We start from the raw sequence: 15728 nt of genomic DNA, 5'->3' as shown, positions 1-15728 counted from the left end.
CGGCCCGGGGCGGGCGGACGGCGCACCCCACCGGGCCGCGACCTCACCGTCCGCCGTACGGCACCGCCACGCCGGACACCCTCGTCACCACCCTGCAAAGGACCCTCATGACCAGCACCGTCGAAGAGAACATCGGCGAAGACAACCCGGTCGTCCGCAACGCCTACGAGCAGCAGCTCCAGGGGTACTGGGACACCAAGACCACCGACGACATCAATCTCCTCCTCGGCGCCGAAGACGGGCTGTACCACCACCACTACGGCATCGGCGCCTACGACCCGGCCGTGCTCGCGGCGCCGCCCGAGCGGCGGGAGGCGCTGATCCTGCGGGAGATGCACCGTATGGAGAACGCCGAGACGGAGCTGATCCTCGACGCGCTCGGCGACATCCCGGCCGGGGCCCGCGGGATGGACGCCGGATCGGGCCGCGGCGGCACCTCGTTCATGGTCGCCGAGCGGTTCGGCTGCCGGATGGACGGCGTGAACTTCTGCGCCCACCACATCGCCTTCGCGGAGCGCATCGCCAAGGAGCGCGGCTGGGACGACCGGGTGCGGTTCCACTTCGCGAACATGCTCCAGACGCCGTTCACGGACGGGTCATTCGACTTCATCGTGAGCAACGAGACGACGATGTACGTCGATCTGCACGATCTCTTCGCGGAGTTCGCGCGGCTGCTGCGGCCGGGTGGCCGGTACGTCTGCGTCACCTGGTGCCGTAACGAGACGGTCGCGGACCGCTCGGACGCCTCCCGCCGGATCGACGAGCACTATGTGAGCCGGATGCACCGGCGCGGTACGTATTTCGACGCGATGGCGGCCAACGGGCTGGTGCCGTTCCACGTCGGGCGGCACACCGCCGAGGCCATCCCCTACTGGGAGCTGCGGGACCACTCGGAGCGGCGGACCGGTGTGGAGAAGCCGTTCCTGGAGGGCTACCGCGAGGGCAGCATGGACTATCTGGTGATCGGGTGCGAGCGGGTGCGCTGACCCGCGCCCCGGCCGGTGGGCCGGGCCCGTTCCGACCGGCGTCGTCGCCCTGTGCGGCGGCGCCGGTCGGCGTGGTGGCGGGGTCGGCGCGAGGGCGGTCGCGTTGACAGGGGGCGGGTGTCTGCCCGTTAATGAGGCCCGGTGGCGCGTGGCACCGGCCACAGAGCAGTGGGCCGGCCGGTGACCGGGCGTGCACCCCGATCGTGAGGGGCCTGCCGTGAGCATGTACACCACGCCCTGTCCGTGACGTAGTTCCGCCGCCGGTCGGCGCCGTTGTCCATGGCGCCCCCGTGCGGCCGTCGCGTCGAGCCGTTCTCCTTCCCTGCCGCGACGCGGCCGTGCGGGCCGTGCCCGTGCCGCCGCGCCGCGCCCCGGCCGGTCCGTCCCGTGTTTCCCCCGGGTCGCCGGTCTCCGTCACCGCGGCGCCGAAGCCGCCCGTACACCCGGAGTCGTATCCGTATGTCCTCGTCCTTCCAGCGCTCCGTCATCGAGGAGTTCCGCGCCCACGGCGGACGCGTCGGTGGCCCCTTCGAGGGTGCCGATCTGCTGTTGTTGACCACCACCGGCGCCCGCTCGGGGCTGCCCCGGACGACGCCGCTGGGCTACGTCCGGCACGGCGGTGCGCTCCTGGTCGTCGCCTCGAACCTCGGTGCGCCGCACCATCCGGCCTGGTACCACAATCTGCTCGCCCGTCCGGTCGTCCGCGTGGAGGTCGGCACCGGGGCGTTCGAGGCGCTGGCGGTGCCCGCCGAGGGGGCGCGGCGGGCGGAGCTGTTCCGGGAGGTGGTGCGGGTGGCGCCCGGGTACGGCGCTTATCAGGCGGCCACCGCGCGGGAGTTGCCGGTGGTGGAGCTGGCGACGGCGGAGCCCGAGGGGTGGGCGGGGCCGCGGGAGGTCCGCACGCTGGCCGACAAGATCCTTGAGGTGCACGCCTGGCTGCGCGGGCAGCTGCGGCAGGTGGCGGCGGAGACCGAGGCGCATTTCGCGGCGCGGGAGGCGCAGCCGGGGGCGCTGGTGCCGGGTCTCGGGTTGCAGATCCGGCAGCGGTGCCTGGCGTTCTGTCAGACGCTGCGGTTCCACCACGACGGTGAGGACGGCCATGTCCTCCCGGTCATGGCCGTCCACCATCCGGAGCTGGCGGAGGTGTTCGCGCGGCTGGGCAAGGAGCACCGGGTGATCGCCGGGATCCAGGAGCGGCTGGCGGCGCTGCTGACCGGGGTCGGGGTGGCCGAGCCGGAGCGGTTCCGTGGCGAACTGCGGCGGATGTCGGCGGAGTTGCTGGCGCATCTCGCGTACGAGGAGGAGACGGTCGTGCCGCTGCTCACGGAGGTGCCGTGGCCGCCCGCGCCCGGTGGACGAGGGTGACGGGCCCGGCGGGAAGGGGTGGCCGCGCCCGGGCCGCTGTGTGCGGTGGGCGCCGGTTTCCGGTCATTGCCGGGCGCTGTGGACTGGTCGGGGGTGGCGGAGGGTACGTCGGTTCTTCAAGCAGGCGACGCGAAATCGCTGGGCAGCTGGCGCATCTGCACATATCATGCACATCATGTGCTCAACTTCTGCACCTGGGGCGTTTCACGCCCGGTCCCTGACCGAGGTGAACGCCGCCATAAGGGCGTTCATGACGGCACGGGCCGGGCGGTCACTGGGGCCCGAGGAGCAGGCCGAGTACGAGCAGCTGCTCGCGGCCTGGTCGGCCGCGGTTGCCCGGACGCCGGACGCCTCCCGTTCGGAGCGCCCGGCGTCCGCGCCGCTCACGCCGTAACGCCCGGGGGCCGCAGGCGGGTCGCCGCAGTGCCCAGCCCCGTGGGTCCGCCGAGGCGTCGGCCGTGGGCGGCGACCGGGCGGCGCAGCTCCGCCTCGTCGTAGCGGCGGCAGCCCTCGTGCCAGATCAGTATCCCGGCGAGCCAGTGCTTCAGCTCCTCCGCGTAGCCGGTGAGCGTGGCACGGGCCGCCGCGTCGAGCCCGAACTCGTCGAAGAGCGCGGGCAGCTCGACGGCGAGCAGGTGCTCGAACTCCCGCATCCGGGAGGTCATCAGATCGTTGACGATCTCCAGCGCCTGCCGCGTTCCGCAGTCGAAGAAGTTCTCCACGACGAGGACGGCGTTGTGCACCTCGCCCTCGAACTGGATCTCCTTCTGGTACGAGAACAGGTCGTTGAGGAGTCCCGCGTAGTCCGCGGCGGCGTTCTCCATCGCCTGGACGGGGCGGGTGCGGTAGATCTCGGGCGGGACGGTGCGGCCGTGGCCGAGCCGGGAGAGGCTCATGGTGAGGTCGGCGCCGAAGGTCCGGCGGCGCATCTCGATGTAGTCGACCGGGTCCGGGACGCGGTTCGCCCCGTGATTGTCGAGCTCCCACAGCCAGCTTCCGGTCATGTCCTCGACGGTGCGGCGGAAGGTGGGGCGGGCGGCGGGCGTCATGGGGGCGGCGGTGCGTCGCCACAGATCGGCCAGTCCGCGCTCCAGCGCGTTCCGCGGTTCGGGGAGCCGCGCGCCGGACTCGACGGGCATGAAGGCGGCCAGCCGGTCGGTGCAGGCGCGGGCGCCGACCGTGTCGCGGCTGCGGCCGAAGACCACCGGGTAGTAGTCGTCGCCGTAGGTGCCCCAGGTCAGCCAGCCGGTGGTGAGGTCGAGGCCCTCGGGGGTGGCATCCGGGTGGATACCGGCGGAGCAGAGGGCGAAGTCGAAGGCGCGGAGCTTGTGCTCGTCCCAGATGACGGGCGGCGCGGCGCCGCCGCCGGGCAGCTCGGGCGGCTGTTCCAGCATGCCCATCCGGCGCGCCCAGCCGACGATCCGTTCCCGGGAGCCGGACAGATGCGGGGAGAGCCGGGTGGTGTACGGCAGGTACACCTCCGGCAGCTGCACCTTTCCGACGGTGCGGAACGGCACATGGGTGTGTCGCCGGACGCGGGCCGGGAGGGTGGCCGCGAGGGAGGTGGCGATGCGGGCGGCGGAGGTGCCGAGGCCGGTGGGTCCGCCGAGGACGGGCGGGAGGGCGTGCGGCGTCCTGTCCGCGGCGGCGTTCATGTAGCGGCTGGAGCGCAGATGCCACTCGTGGCCGCCGGACTGCCAGTCCTGGAGCCCCTTGACGTACGCGGCGATGTCGGCGCAGGCGGCGGGGGACAGACCGTGTTCGGCGCAGAGGACGGGCACCTCGGTGAGCGCGGTGTGTTCGAACTGGTGGAGGCGGGAGGTGAGGAGGTCGTTGACGGCGTCGGCGGCCTGCTGGGTGGTGCAGCCGAGGAACGTTTCGAAGACCAGGACGCCGTTGGAGAGTTCGCCCTCCTCCTCGATCTCCCGCTGGTACGAGAAGAGGTCGTTCCGCAGGTGGACGGCGTCGGAGAAGGTGTCCTTGAGGACCCGCAGCGGACGGGTGGCGGCGACCGCCGCGGGGATCTCGGCGCCCGCCGCGTACTCGACGAGCCCGGCGGACCAGGGGGCGCCGCCGACCTTGCGGCGCATCTCGATGTACTCGACGGGGTTGGCGATGTGGCCGGTGCTGATGTTGGCCAGCTCCCACAGCGACTCCTCCAGGAGATGCTGGGTGTACTCCGCGAAGCGGCGGCGCCAGTCGCGGGACATCGCCGGGACGGTCCGCCGCCACAGGTCAGCGAGGCCCTTCTCCACGGCGTTGACCGGTTCGGGCGGCGGGCCCGCCGGGTCCACCGGCATGAAGGCGGGCAGCCGGTCGAGGTAGGTCTTGGCACCCGCCATGTCCTGGCCGCGTTTGAAGCTCTCCAGGAAGTGGTCGTCGAAGAAGAAGACCCAGACGTACCAGTCGGTGACGGTGGCCAGCTCCGCGGCCGCCGCGTCGGGGTGGGTGTAGGCGCAGAGCAGGGCGTAGTCGTGGGCGTCGAAGTCCCGCTCGTCCCAGATGCCCGACCCTTCGATCATCTCCATCTCGCGGGCCCACGCCTTGGAGTGGTCGCGGACCGCCTCCAGGTGCGGGTTGAGCCGCGCGGGATACGGCTCGTAGAACTCCGGAAGTACGAAGGGCTGTGTCATCTGCGCCTCACCTCGTGTCGTCGTGTCCGCCTCGGCGCCCGGTCAGTCCCGGCGGCCGATCTCGACGTTCTCCAGCACGCCGAGGGCGTCCGGGACCAGTACGGCGGCGGAGTAGTAGGTGGAGACCAGGTAGGAGATGATCGCCTGCTCGTTGATGCCCATGAAGCGGACGGAGAGCCCGGGCTCGTACTCGTCGGGCAGTCCGGTCTGGTGGAGCCCGACGACGCCCTGGTTGTCCTCGCCGGTACGGAGCGCCAGGATCGAGCTGGTGCGCTCCTTGGTGACGGGGATCTTGTTGCAGGGCAGGATCGGGACGCCGCGCCAGGCGGGGGCCTGCTGGCCGTTGAGGTCGACGTGGTCGGGGTAGAGCCCGCGGGAGTTCATCTCGCGGCCGATGGCGGCGATGGTGCGGGGGTGGGCGAGGAGGAACTTCGTCCCCCGGCGGCGGCTGATCAGTTCGTCGAGGTCGTCCGGGGTGGGCGGGCCGGAGTGGGTCTGGAGGCGCTGGCGGTAGTCGGCGTTGTGCAGCAGACCGAACTCGGGGTTGTTGACCAGTTCGTGTTCCTGGCGCTCGCGCAGCGCCTCGATGGTGAGCCGGAGCTGGTGCTCGGTCTGGTCCATCGGCTCGTTGTAGAGGTCGGCGACGCGGGTGTGGACGCGCAGCACGGTCTGGGCGACGCTCAGTTCGTACTCGCGGGGCCGGAGTTCGTAGTCGGCGAAGGTGGTGGGGAGGGTGGGCTCGCCGGTGTGTCCGGCGGCGAGGGCGATCTCCGCCTCGCCGTGCTTGTTCTGGGCCTGCTGCGGCAGGGCGGCGAACTCCGCCAGGTGGCCGCGGAGCGCGGGCGCGGTGTCCAGGAGGGCGGCGAAGTCGCGGCGGGCGAGGACGAGGACGGTACCGGCGGTCTCGGCCCTGGCGGTGTACTCCCAGACGGCGTCGGGGTCGGTGAGGCCCTGGGCGCCGAAGTGGTCGCCGTCGGCGAGGACGCCGAGGCCGGCGGCCTGTCCGTAGCGGCCGTCGGCGGTGCGGGCGATGCGGCCGTGGGCGAGCAGGAAGACCTGGTCGACGGGGTTGCCCTGCTCGGCGAGGACCTCACCGGCGGTGACCTCGCGCTGGGCGAAGCGGTCGGCGAGGGCGGTGAGGACGCCGGTGTCGCCGAAGCCGCGCAGCGGGGCGAGTTCGCCCAGTTCCCGGGGGATGACGGCGACGCGGGAGCCGGTCTGGTCGAAGTCGATACGGCCGTCGCCGACGGTGTAGGTCAGGCGGCGGTTGACGCGGTAGGCGCCGCCCTTCGTCTCGACCCAGGGGAGCATCTTCAGCAGCCAGCGGGAGGTGATGCCCTGCATCTGGGGGGCGGACTTGGTGGTGCTGGCGAGGTTCCGCGCGGCGGCGGTGCCCAGGCTCTGCTGTGCGGCGCGGGTTTCGTCGGTACCGGCGGGGATCGTCATCCGGCGCTCCTCATCGTGGTGGACGCCCGGTCCGCGCGGTCGCCGGGCATGCGGCAACCCGGCGCCGGAGGGCGGGAGTTGGGTGGGGGTGGTGGTCCCGGGCCGGTCGGGCGGACGGTGGCCGGGCCGCTCGGGGAATCCGTTGATCACACTAAGGCCGTGCCGCGGAGGCAAAAGCCGATTCCGGTGCCCCGCCGACCGGGTACGCCCGTACGAGTGACACGCCGTCCACGAAACGTGAGACACACCTCGGGTGGCGAGTTCTCACCCCTCACCCGAGGCCGTCTCCTTACCGCTCTCGCCGACCGGGGAGTACGAGGCGTCTCCCGCCGCGCCCGCGCCTTCCCTTTCTGGCTTGTTCTCGCGTCTTGGAGGCGGCGGGAAGCGGGCGGAGTGTGTGGCTCCGCCGTGATGTGTGGGCGTGCGGGCCCCTTTCCCTCGCCGGGGACAAAAGGTGCATCGCCCATGTTTACGGATGTGGGGCTCCGGGCGGCGCTGTGACCCCGGCCATAGGTCGTCCGTCACGTACGACGCCGGGTAGTGGACGTGGCGGCGCCGTGGGCCTCATGGGTGCGGCGGTTTCCCGGGTGCGGGGCGGGGTGTCTACGCGGCGGGGTAGTACGGGACGTCGTTGCCCGTGGGGCGGCGTCCGCCCAGGATGGTCGGGTCCCGGGCGCGGACCTGGTTCGTCCCCCGGGCCGCCGACCCGCGCACGGAGCGCGTCGGCGGGGCGGGCGGAGCGCCGGACGGCACCCCCGCACGCCAGGGCGCCGGGCCCGTGCGGGCCCCCGGCCGGTGCGGCGCGGGCCGACCGCGGCCGGACGCCCGGGCCATCGACAACGCACGCCGGGCGCAGCCGTGCCCGGGCGGGCGGAGGACGGAGTGCAGATGCCGCAGGACAGCGGGAACAACGGGCCGTATCCGGCGGACATCCCGGCGGACGGGGCCGGGCCCCGGCCGCCGCGGCGGCGCCGCAGGGGGCTGCGGATCGCCGCGTGGACCGCGCTGGGTGTGGTGGCCGTGGGCGGCGCCGGGACCGCGTACCTCTGGTCGCATCTGAACGGCAATCTCCAGGGCGTCGACATCGACGCGGCGCTCGGCAAGGACCGGCCCGGCGCCTCCGAGGACGGCGCCATGAACATCCTGCTGCTGGGCTCCGACTCGCGGGCCGGTACGGGCGGCGAGTACGGGAAGAACATCGGCGGCGCCCGGTCGGACACCACGATGGTGCTGCATGTCGACAAGGACCACCGCACGGCGAGCGTGGTGAGCATTCCGCGCGACACGATGGTGGACCGGCCCGCGTGCCCGAAGCCGGGCGGCGGCGCGGCGCCCGCCGCGCACCAGGTGATGTTCAACGAGTCGTACCAGGTGGGCGGCCCGGGGTGCACGGTGAAGACGGTCGAGGCGCTGTCCGGGGTGCGGATGGACCACTATCTGGAGGTCGACTTCACCGGCTTCAAGAAGATGATCGACGAGTTGGGCGGCGTGGACATCACCACCAAGCAGGCGGTGAAGGACGTCCACAGCAAGCTCGACCTCCCGGCCGGGAAGCACACCCTCAAGGGTGAGCAGGCGCTGAGCCTGGTCCGTACCCGGCACGGCGTCGGGGACGGCAGCGACCTGGGGCGGATCCAGTTGCAGCAGGCGTTCGTCAAGGCGCTCACGCACCGGATCGACGATGTCGGGCTGAGCAACCCGGCGAAGCTGTACGCGCTGGCGGACACCGCGATGCGGACCGTGCGCGCCGACACCCGGCTCGCCTCCACCGGCAAGCTGCTGGGCCTGGCGCAGGAGCTGAAGGGCATCGGCCCGCAGCACATGAAGATGGTGACGATGCCGGTCACCTACGACCCGCAGAACCCGGACCGGGTGGTGGCGCTGCCCGCGGCGTCCGCGAAGGTGTGGCAGGCGCTCCGGGACGACCGGCCGATACCGGCGTCCGCGGTACGCGACTCGGTGGGCGACAAGGGCGCCTCCCCGGTGGTGGCGCAGTCCTGAGCGGGGCGGTGTGTCAGCGCCGTCCGGGCGGGCCGGAGCCCTCCTCCCGGCGGGCGGCGACCGGCGCCCCGGCGCGGGCGGAGGCGGCCGAGGCGCCGCGGCGTTGCAGCCGCAGGGCGCGGGCGCGGATCTGCGGCAGGCGGGCGTAGAGGGCGGAGCCGGGGCAGTGGGTGAGGCAGCCGTCCCGGTGGCCGGAGATCGTGGCGAAGACGCAGCGGGTGCCCGCGGGGAAGCGGCTGCCGTCGTTCGAGGAGTACAGCACGGCGTGGCCGTCGGCCGGGACGCCGTAGAGGCCGAGTTTCCAGGCGGCGAGCCGGGCCACGGCGTTCAGCAGCGGTGCGGGGACGTCGGTGCCGTCGCCGAAGTGTCCGATGGCGGCGATGCCGACGGTGTCGAGGTTGAACCCCTCGGTGTGGGCGCCGACTTCGGGTCCGGCGATGCTTCCGGTGCGGCCCTCGTAGAGGGTGCCGGTGCGGTCGACGAGGAAGTTGTAGCCGATGTCGTCCCAGTGCCGGTCCGTGACATGGGCGTCGTGGACGGCGCGGATCAGGTCGGGGACGTCGGCGCGGGTGTAGTCGTTGGCGTTGCCCGTGTGGTGGAGGAAGACCGCCTTGACGGCTCCGGCGCCCGGCGCGGCCGGGTCCCGGGGCGCCTGTGCGCCGGTCTGCCAGGCGGTGCGCGGGACGATCGGGGGTCGCGGGACGGCGAGGCGTCGGGCACCGGGGCGGGTGGGGGCGGTGGGGGCGCCGGCCGGGCCCGCGCAGCCGCCGGCCGCGAGTGCGGATCCGGCGGCGCCCAGCGCCGCGGCCCGGCCCGTGCCCCGTAGCAGGGTGCGCCGGTCGATGGCCATGGCGAGAGCGTAGGGCGGCGCTTGCGGGGGCGCATCCGCAGGTCATGGGGGTGCGGGCGGGGTGCGCAAGCGGGCGGGGGCCGTTCGGGTGCGCCCGCGCACTCCCTTTTTCCGTTTCCGTCACCTTCGATGACGGTCCGTCAGTGCCGGGGGCGGGTATCAGCCGGGGGTACCGGTGGCATTCCTCTTCGCGTCTCCCGGAGCCGCAGATGATTCAAGCCAGTCCGCAACCCGGCGACATAGGTCTGACCCAAATATCCGGCACCGTGGGCCGGTTGATCCGGTTCGGCCAGTGGCTGAACGGCAACGGCTTCGCCGACTACCAGCACGCGTTCCTGGTCCTGCCCGGCGACCGGCTGATCGAGGCCGAACCTGGCGGGGCGCGGATCGCCTCCCTCGACTCGTACGCGGGCTCCGACGTGGTGTACGTCTGCCCGCCCGGTCTGACCGACGCGGACCGCGACCGGATCTGCACGGCGTCCTCGGTGTACGAGGGCGTGCCGTACAGCTTCCTCGACTATCTGGCCATCGCCACGCACCGGCTGAAGCTGCCGGTGCCGGGGCTGCGCCGCTATGTGGCGGCGACGGGCCACATGATCTGCTCCCAGCTCGTCGACCAGTGCTACCAGGACGGCGGGGTGCATCTCTTCGACGACGGGCGGTGGCCGGGGTATGTGACGCCGCTGGCGCTGTACGACCAGCTGGCCCACTGAGGCGGGGCCCGCCGGGCGGAGGGTCGACGGTGCCCGGCGGGCCTCCTACTGTGGCCGCCATGATCATCAGACGTACGGACCGACGTCCCGGGCCCCTCGTGGCGGCCGTGGTGTTCGCCATCGGTATGGCGGGCACCACCCTGCCGACCCCGCTGTACGGGCTCTACCGGCAGGAGCTGGGCCTGTCGCAGCTGATGGTGACCGTGATCTTCGCGGCGTACGCGCTGGGGGTGATCGCGGTGCTGCTGCTCGCCGGGAACGTCTCGGACGAGGTGGGGCGGCGGCCGGTGCTGCTGGTGGCGCTGGGGCTGTCGGCGGCGAGCGCGCTCTGTTTCGTGGACGAGGGTGGGCTGCCGCTGCTGTTGCTGGGGCGGGTGCTGTCCGGGTTCGCGGCGGGGCTGTTCAGCGGGGCGGCGACGGCGGCGGTGCTGGAGCTGGCGCGGCCCGGCGGTGAGGCGTGGGCCGGGTTCGCGGCGACGGCGGCGAACATGGGCGGGCTCGGCTGCGGTCCGCTGCTGGCCGGGGTGCTGGCGCAGTACGCGCCGTGGCCGCTGAAGCTGCCGTTCCTGGTCCATCTGGTGTTGCTGGCGGTGGCGGCGGTGCTGGTGATCCGGGTGCTGCCGGAGACGGTGGCGGAGCCGGGGCGGCCGTCGCCGCCGCGCCCCCGGCGGTTGGTGCCGCCGCCGGAGGTGCGGGGCGTGTTCGTGCCGTCGGCGGTCGCGGCGTTCGCCGGGTTCTCGCTGCTGGGGCTGTTCACGGCGGTGGCGCCGAGCTTCGTCGGCCAGACGCTGGGCGTGCACAACCTCGCGGTCTCGGGCGCGGTGGTCTTCACAGTCTTCCTCGGCTCGACGACCGGGCAGGCGCTGTCCGGTCGGCTGGGGGTGCGGCGGGCGCTGCCCGGCGGGTGCCTGGTGCTCGTCGCCGGGTTGCTGCTGGTGGGCGCGTCGCTGGCGGTGCGGTCGCTGCCGCTGCTGGTGGCCGGGGCGCTGTGCGGCGGGTTCGGGCAGGGGCTCGCGTTCCGCGCCGGGCTGACGGCGGTGGGCGCGGCGGCTCCGCCCACCCACCGGGGCGGCACCATCTCGGCGTTCTTCCTCGCCGCGTACGTGGGCATCTCGCTGCCGGTGGTGGGCGTCGGGGCGCTCACCCTTCCCCTGGGGCTGCGCGGCGCGGGGCTGACGTTCGCCGGGTGCGTGATCGTCGTCGCGGTGCTGGTGGGGGTGTATGTGCTGCGGCGACCGCCGAGCGAGGGGTGAGGGCGGGGCGCGGAGGTACCGCCGCGCCCCCGGGGCGGCCCGCTCCGTGGCGGTCGTCCCTCCCTCCCAGGGTGCCGCGGACGCCCGGCGCGGTTCCAATGGAAGGAGAACGGCCGTAACGCCCGCGCCGCTGCGGGGGCGGGCACCCGCCTACGGCGAGGAGGGCACCGGAGATGACCACCGCGACGCGGCTGCTGACCGCGCTTCCGACCGCGTACCGTGACCGGCTGATGACGCTGGCGCGCGAGGTGTCGTTCGAGCAGGACACCCGGATCTTCGAGGAGCGGGGCCGCGCGGACCGGTTCTGGGTGTTGCGCTCGGGATCGGTGACGCTCGACCTGCGTGTCCCGGGCCGCCGCCGGGTCACGGTGGCCACCCTCGGCCCCGGGGATCTGCTGGGCTGGTCCTGGCTGTTCCCGCCGCACGAGTGGGACTTCGGCGCCGAGGCGTTCAGCCCGGTGCGCGCCCATGAGTTCGACGCCCGCAGCGTCCGCGCGCTCTGCGACGCCGATCCGGCGCTGGGGCTGACGCTGGTCAGCACCATCACCCAGGTCCTGGCGCACCGGCTGGAGGCGACCCGGACGAAGCTGATCGACCAGTACGCGGTCCCGCACGCGGTCACCACCTGACCGCCGGGGACGCCTCCCGGACCGGGGAGACGCCCCGCCGACCGTGGCCGTCCGGCTCAGCTCCGGGCGGCCGCGAGGGTGCCCTGTGCCCGCTCGACGAGGGCCTGGAGGCGGGCGTGGTGGGCGCCGCGCCAGTAGACGCGGTCGCACTCCGTGCAGCGGGCGAAGATGCCGTAGGTGCGGCGGGTGCCGTGGTGGAGCCGTTCGACGACGGTGTCCTTCCCGGCGTCGGTGAGCGGGCCGTTGCAGGCGGTGCAGCGGGTCCAGGGCGCGGCCTCGGGCACGAACCGGCCGAGGATGTCGGTGAGTTGGTCGTCGGGGCGGTCGCTGTAGACATAGGCACCGGCCCACAGTTCGCGGCGGTGGAGCAGACCGCGGTCGCGGGTGAGCAGGACCCGCCGCTCGGCCGCCGACCGGGCCGCCAGCGCCGCGTCGCCCGGGTCCTTCGCGGTGTACGCGGCGTCGATGCCCAGCAGCCGCATCCGGCGGGCCAGGGTGCCGAGGTGGACGTCGAGCAGGAAGCGGAGCGGGGCGCCGGGGACGGTCTGCGGGCGGGCGACGGCACCCACCGTGACGCTCTCCCCGGCGTGCGGCACATGCGCCGGGGCGACCGGCTCGCCGTCCACCTGCAACTCCCCCACCTCGGTGAGCGGCACCCCCAGCGATTCGACGACATGGCCGAGCGAGGCGGCGCCGTCGGTGACCGCGCGGGTGTGGTCGCCGGAGCGTCCCGCCGGGAGGAAGAGGTGGAGCGCGGGCGCGAAGCTGAGGGAGATCTCGGGTCCGTTCACCCCTCCAGCATGGCACCGGCCGCACCCCGCCTGCCAGGGAATTTCCCCTGGTGGGAGCGGGTGCGGCCGGGTCGCCGATCGGCTCAGAGCGCGTCGGCCAGTTCTCCGAGCCGGTCGGCGAGGCAGGGGTCGGGGTGCGGTACGCGGCCGAACTCGTCGTCCTCGTCGACGGTGAGCAGACCGATCACGGCGCGCAGCGCGGCGCGGGGCTGTCTGGCGCCGGGGGGCGGTGCGGGGTCCGTACGGCTGAGGACGGTCGGGCCACCCGCGAGTGCGGCCGCCTGGTCCGCCCAGTGCTCGGCGTCGCGGAGTTCGCCGCGGCCGAGATGGAGCAGGTGCAGGCAGTGCGCGGCCGCGGCGCTGCCCGCCCCGGCGGCGAACTGCCACCAGAACTGGGCGCCTTCGGTGCATCCGGCGAGGTGCAGGAGGCTGCCGAAGTGGAGGGCGCCGTCGGGGTCGATACGGCGGCTGTTGGCGAGTTTGGCGAGGAGTTCGGCGGCGTCGCCGCGGTGCAGCGCCTGCGCGCACAGGGCGCGCAGATCTGCACCGGCCCGGTCGTGGGCCGTGCGCAGCACCAGCGCCGGGCGGCGGCCGGGGGCGGGGCGCAGAGCGGCGGCGTCCCGGCGCACCGCGTCGGCGGCGGCGAGGTCGTACGCCATGTGCCGCTTGGAGGCGGCGAGGTCGAAGTCGGCGAAGACGTCGGGGACCGTGGCGTCGTCGAGGACTTCGTGGATGCTGCGCGAGGACCGCACGGTCACTCCTCTTCCTTCTCGTCACCGGTCGCCGCGGTGAGCGGCAGCCCGAGCTTTCTGGCGATCCGGCGCCGGGCGAGGCACCGGTGGGAGCGGACGGTGTCGCGGGTGACGCCCATGATGTCGGCGACCCGGTCCGAGGGGTAGCCGAGGACGTGGAGCAGCACGATCACGTCGTACTGCCGCTCGGGGAGGGAGGCGATGGCGGTGTAGAGGCCGAGGGAGGTCTCCATCACCTCGAACTGGCAGCGGACCGATTCGAGGGTGGCGCGCGCGGCGCGCTGGAAGGCCGCGGTCTCCACCATGCGCGAGGGCGCTCCGGTGAGCCGCAGATGGGTGTCGACGCGGACCTTCAGCAGCGCCCAGGCGTACGCCTCGGGGCTCTCCTCCTGGATGACGTGCGCCCAGTTGAGGGCGAGGTGGGAGAAGCAGCGGCGGACCACGGCCTGGGCCGCGTCCTTGTCGCCGAGCATGGTGTGGGCGTAGTTCAGGTACGCCTTGACGTACAGGTCGTGGAAGGCTTCCAGGGCCGTCGGCAGGGTGTACTGCACCGGCGGTAGGTCGGAGTTCACGGGGAGACCTCCTCGTCCTGGGCGGCAGATACGTGCCCGGCCTGCCAGGCGGGGGCGGGCGGGCGTTCCTCGACCAGTGCCGCCGCGCCCACCCGGACGCCCGCCCGCAGCAGACGCCGCGTCAGGTGGCGCAGGTCCGGGGCGAAGACACGCACCGTGGTGAGCAGCACCAGCGGGGCGAGCGCATCGTTGAGAGTCACGTCTGTGTCCTCCTTCCGGCCCGGCGCCCGCCGTGGTGGGCGGGCGCCGGAGGTTTCGCTGTCCTCTCCGCAAGATTTCCGAAGCGGGTGGGCAAACGTGCAACGCGGTGCGGAAGGAAATACGGAAAGCGATCATCCGGTGACGCGGAGCGGTCTCCTCCGCGCCGCCCGGCGCCCGCTCCCCCGCCGTACCAGGAAGGACGGCCACCACCCCGCCGACCTGGGGTGGCCTTTCAACTACCGTTTGCTGGGCGGCCGTTGACTACGCGCCGGGCAAATGACAAGGACATCTACCCGTCGAACCCCGTGTGAGGCAGATCACTGATCGTCGCGGCATGATTCCGGCGGGTGTCGGAATACGGGGCCGCCCGCTACCGCCGGCACCGCCCGTGACGCGGCGCTCGGCGGGCCGCGGTCGGGGGTCCGGTATCCGGCGGTGCGCCCGCCGCCGACGGGCGCGGAGCTTCCGGCCGGGAACGCGTCCCCCGGGCAGGGTGGCCGACCCGGGCGGTCACCGCTCCCGCTTCCGTCTGCGGGGCGCCGTGGCGCCCGGTGGCCAGCGGTGGGCGGCCTCGCCGGGGGCGAGGCGGTCGACGACCTCGGCCAGTTCCCGGCAGGCGTCCTCGATCTTCTCCCGGACGGCGTTCTGCTCGGCGACGAGCGCGGCGAGCAGCAGCGCGGTGAGCGCCGCCGCGCCGTTCAGGGCCTGAAGGTTGACCATCACCAGCAGAAAGCTGTGCCCGGCGAACGGGCCCGCCCGGTCGTTGGCCGCCGCGATGGCCAGCACGGAGACGATCAGCGCGACGGGCGCGGCACCGACCAGCTGGAACCGTACCGCCGCCCACACGATCAGCGGGAAGACCAGGAACAGCAGCGACAGCGAGCTGCGGGTGCACAGCAGCGCGACGCCGACGGCGGCGAGCAGCAGCGCCGCCGCCTCCACGGCGCGCGCCGGGCGGATCGCCCGCGGCAGGCGGGCGTGCCAGGCCACCAGCAGCAGCGGGGTGACGATCAGGACGCCCATCGCGTCCCCCGCCCACCAGGCGGCCCACGCGGGCCAGAACTGCGCGGCCGGGAGATGGCCGATCAGCACCTGGTTCCCGGCCCCGAACGTCGCGCTGACCAGCATCCCGGCCAGCGCGCCGAGCACCACCAGCGCCACCCCGTCGCGCAGCCGGTCCAGCTCGGTACGGAACCCGGCCCGGCGCAGCAGCAGCGCGGCGCAGACCGGGGCGAGGGTGTTGCCCGCGAGGTTGCCGAGGATCCCGGCGTCCACCGGGCCGATGCCCGCGATGACGAAGAAGGTGCCGAGCAGGATGCCCGGCCAGGTGCGCAGCCCGAAGACGAGCAGGCAGCTCAGCGCGATGCCGGTGGGCGGCCACATCGGTGTGACCACCGTCCCGTCGATCACCACCTGCTCCAGCAGACCGATCCGGGCGCCCGCGAAGTAGGCGACGGCCAGGGCGAGGATCTTCAGGGCGTCGGCAGCGAGAGGGGGCACTTTCCCGGTGCGCATCCCCCCAGCATCGGGCAACGG

The 15728-nt window shown here is 73.5% G+C and carries 15 protein-coding genes; 7 read left to right on the top strand and 8 right to left on the bottom strand.

Going from position 1 to position 15728, the window contains the following annotated elements; translation table 11 throughout:
* Nucleotides 1-107 precede the first annotated feature (107 nt).
* The 3 genes from IF23_RS0107210 to IF23_RS0107200 all read left to right on the top strand — a co-directional run bounded on the left by IF23_RS0107210 (nucleotide 108) and on the right by IF23_RS0107200 (nucleotide 2745).
* Complete coding sequence (locus tag IF23_RS0107210) at nucleotides 108-986, top strand: SAM-dependent methyltransferase (RefSeq protein ID WP_030281021.1); 879 nt, start codon at nucleotides 108-110, stop codon at nucleotides 984-986.
* A gap of 459 nt (nucleotides 987-1445) precedes the next feature.
* Complete coding sequence (locus IF23_RS0107205; protein ID WP_030281020.1) at nucleotides 1446-2351, top strand: nitroreductase/quinone reductase family protein; 906 nt, start codon at nucleotides 1446-1448, stop codon at nucleotides 2349-2351.
* 250 nt (nucleotides 2352-2601) lie between these two features.
* Nucleotides 2602-2745 carry a hypothetical protein gene (locus IF23_RS0107200; RefSeq protein ID WP_245654918.1) on the top strand — a complete coding sequence of 48 codons (144 nt, stop codon included), beginning with the start codon at nucleotides 2602-2604 and terminating at the stop codon, nucleotides 2743-2745.
* On the opposite strand, the gene IF23_RS0107195 is transcribed toward IF23_RS0107200, so the two are convergent.
* Both IF23_RS0107195 and IF23_RS0107190 read right to left on the bottom strand, forming a co-directional pair.
* Nucleotides 2735-4984, bottom strand: a complete 2250-nt coding sequence (locus tag IF23_RS0107195; protein ID WP_030281016.1) for a family 2 encapsulin nanocompartment cargo protein terpene cyclase — start codon at nucleotides 4982-4984, stop codon at nucleotides 2735-2737. The two genes, IF23_RS0107200 and IF23_RS0107195, sit on opposite strands and share 11 nt — an antisense overlap.
* Nucleotides 4985-5026: 42 nt before the next feature.
* Complete coding sequence (locus IF23_RS0107190) at nucleotides 5027-6430, bottom strand: family 2B encapsulin nanocompartment shell protein (RefSeq protein WP_030281014.1); 1404 nt, start codon at nucleotides 6428-6430, stop codon at nucleotides 5027-5029.
* An 888-nt stretch (nucleotides 6431-7318) separates the two neighbouring features.
* Here IF23_RS0107190 and IF23_RS0107185 point away from each other — a divergent pair.
* On the top strand, nucleotides 7319-8431 hold the full coding sequence (locus IF23_RS0107185) for an LCP family protein (RefSeq protein ID WP_030281013.1): 1113 nt from the start codon (nucleotides 7319-7321) through the stop codon (nucleotides 8429-8431).
* 13 nt (nucleotides 8432-8444) lie between these two features.
* Here the strand turns inward: IF23_RS0107185 and IF23_RS0107180 are convergent, their stop codons facing one another.
* On the bottom strand, nucleotides 8445-9281 hold the full coding sequence (locus IF23_RS0107180) for an N-acetylmuramoyl-L-alanine amidase (protein WP_245654917.1): 837 nt from the start codon (nucleotides 9279-9281) through the stop codon (nucleotides 8445-8447).
* 209 nt (nucleotides 9282-9490) lie between these two features.
* Between IF23_RS0107180 and IF23_RS0107175 the strand changes: the two genes are divergently transcribed.
* The 3 genes from IF23_RS0107175 to IF23_RS0107165 all read left to right on the top strand — a co-directional run bounded on the left by IF23_RS0107175 (nucleotide 9491) and on the right by IF23_RS0107165 (nucleotide 11876).
* On the top strand, nucleotides 9491-9994 hold the full coding sequence (locus IF23_RS0107175; protein WP_030281009.1) for a hypothetical protein: 504 nt from the start codon (nucleotides 9491-9493) through the stop codon (nucleotides 9992-9994).
* A 59-nt stretch (nucleotides 9995-10053) separates the two neighbouring features.
* On the top strand, nucleotides 10054-11247 hold the full coding sequence (locus IF23_RS0107170) for an MFS transporter (RefSeq protein ID WP_030281008.1): 1194 nt from the start codon (nucleotides 10054-10056) through the stop codon (nucleotides 11245-11247).
* Between the two features lie 173 nt (nucleotides 11248-11420).
* Complete coding sequence (locus IF23_RS0107165; protein WP_030281006.1) at nucleotides 11421-11876, top strand: cyclic nucleotide-binding domain-containing protein; 456 nt, start codon at nucleotides 11421-11423, stop codon at nucleotides 11874-11876.
* A gap of 56 nt (nucleotides 11877-11932) precedes the next feature.
* Here IF23_RS0107165 and IF23_RS0107160 read toward each other — a convergent pair whose 3' ends face one another.
* The 5 genes from IF23_RS0107160 to IF23_RS0107145 form a co-directional block, all read right to left on the bottom strand.
* Nucleotides 11933-12667, bottom strand: a complete 735-nt coding sequence (locus tag IF23_RS0107160; protein ID WP_030281004.1) for a Mut7-C RNAse domain-containing protein — start codon at nucleotides 12665-12667, stop codon at nucleotides 11933-11935.
* Between the two features lie 83 nt (nucleotides 12668-12750).
* Nucleotides 12751-13425 carry a hypothetical protein gene (locus IF23_RS34590; protein WP_051739343.1) on the bottom strand — a complete coding sequence of 225 codons (675 nt, stop codon included), beginning with the start codon at nucleotides 13423-13425 and terminating at the stop codon, nucleotides 12751-12753.
* Nucleotides 13422-13991 carry a sigma-70 family RNA polymerase sigma factor gene (locus IF23_RS0107150; protein WP_051739341.1) on the bottom strand — a complete coding sequence of 190 codons (570 nt, stop codon included), beginning with the start codon at nucleotides 13989-13991 and terminating at the stop codon, nucleotides 13422-13424. The genes IF23_RS34590 and IF23_RS0107150 overlap by 4 nt, the downstream gene beginning before the upstream one ends.
* Nucleotides 13988-14191 (bottom strand): hypothetical protein, encoded by a 204-nt coding sequence (locus IF23_RS31915; protein WP_051739339.1) that lies wholly within the window; start codon nucleotides 14189-14191, stop codon nucleotides 13988-13990. Before IF23_RS31915 ends, IF23_RS0107150 begins: the two co-directional genes overlap by 4 nt.
* 511 nt (nucleotides 14192-14702) lie before the next feature.
* Complete coding sequence (locus tag IF23_RS0107145) at nucleotides 14703-15707, bottom strand: MASE1 domain-containing protein (protein ID WP_051739337.1); 1005 nt, start codon at nucleotides 15705-15707, stop codon at nucleotides 14703-14705.
* Nucleotides 15708-15728 lie beyond the last annotated feature (21 nt).

The sequence above is a fragment of the Streptomyces catenulae genome, assembly GCF_000718015.1.
GTDB classification, from domain to species: Bacteria; Actinomycetota; Actinomycetes; order Streptomycetales; family Streptomycetaceae; genus Streptomyces; species Streptomyces catenulae.
The sequence above is the reverse complement of the archived record's forward strand: the minus strand, read 5'-3'. Positions and strand labels throughout refer to the sequence as shown.

Bases quoted from the DNA above. Each gene is read 5' to 3' on its own strand.
- IF23_RS0107190 (WP_030281014.1), bottom strand. From the start codon at position 6,430: ATGACGATCCCCGCCGGTACCGACGAAACCCGCGCCGCACAGCAGAGC.
- IF23_RS0107165 (WP_030281006.1), top strand. From the start codon at position 11,421: ATGACCACCGCGACGCGGCTGCTGACCGCGCTTCCGACCGCGTACCGT.
- IF23_RS0107200 (WP_245654918.1), top strand. From the start codon at position 2,602: ATGACGGCACGGGCCGGGCGGTCACTGGGGCCCGAGGAGCAGGCCGAG.
- IF23_RS0107175 (WP_030281009.1), top strand. From the start codon at position 9,491: ATGATTCAAGCCAGTCCGCAACCCGGCGACATAGGTCTGACCCAAATA.
- IF23_RS0107210 (WP_030281021.1), top strand. From the start codon at position 108: ATGACCAGCACCGTCGAAGAGAACATCGGCGAAGACAACCCGGTCGTC.
- IF23_RS0107205 (WP_030281020.1), top strand. From the start codon at position 1,446: ATGTCCTCGTCCTTCCAGCGCTCCGTCATCGAGGAGTTCCGCGCCCAC.
- IF23_RS0107195 (WP_030281016.1), bottom strand. From the start codon at position 4,984: ATGACACAGCCCTTCGTACTTCCGGAGTTCTACGAGCCGTATCCCGCG.
- IF23_RS0107170 (WP_030281008.1), top strand. From the start codon at position 10,054: ATGATCATCAGACGTACGGACCGACGTCCCGGGCCCCTCGTGGCGGCC.
- IF23_RS0107145 (WP_051739337.1), bottom strand. From the start codon at position 15,707: ATGCGCACCGGGAAAGTGCCCCCTCTCGCTGCCGACGCCCTGAAGATC.
- IF23_RS0107185 (WP_030281013.1), top strand. From the start codon at position 7,319: ATGCCGCAGGACAGCGGGAACAACGGGCCGTATCCGGCGGACATCCCG.
- IF23_RS0107180 (WP_245654917.1), bottom strand. From the start codon at position 9,281: ATGGCCATCGACCGGCGCACCCTGCTACGGGGCACGGGCCGGGCCGCG.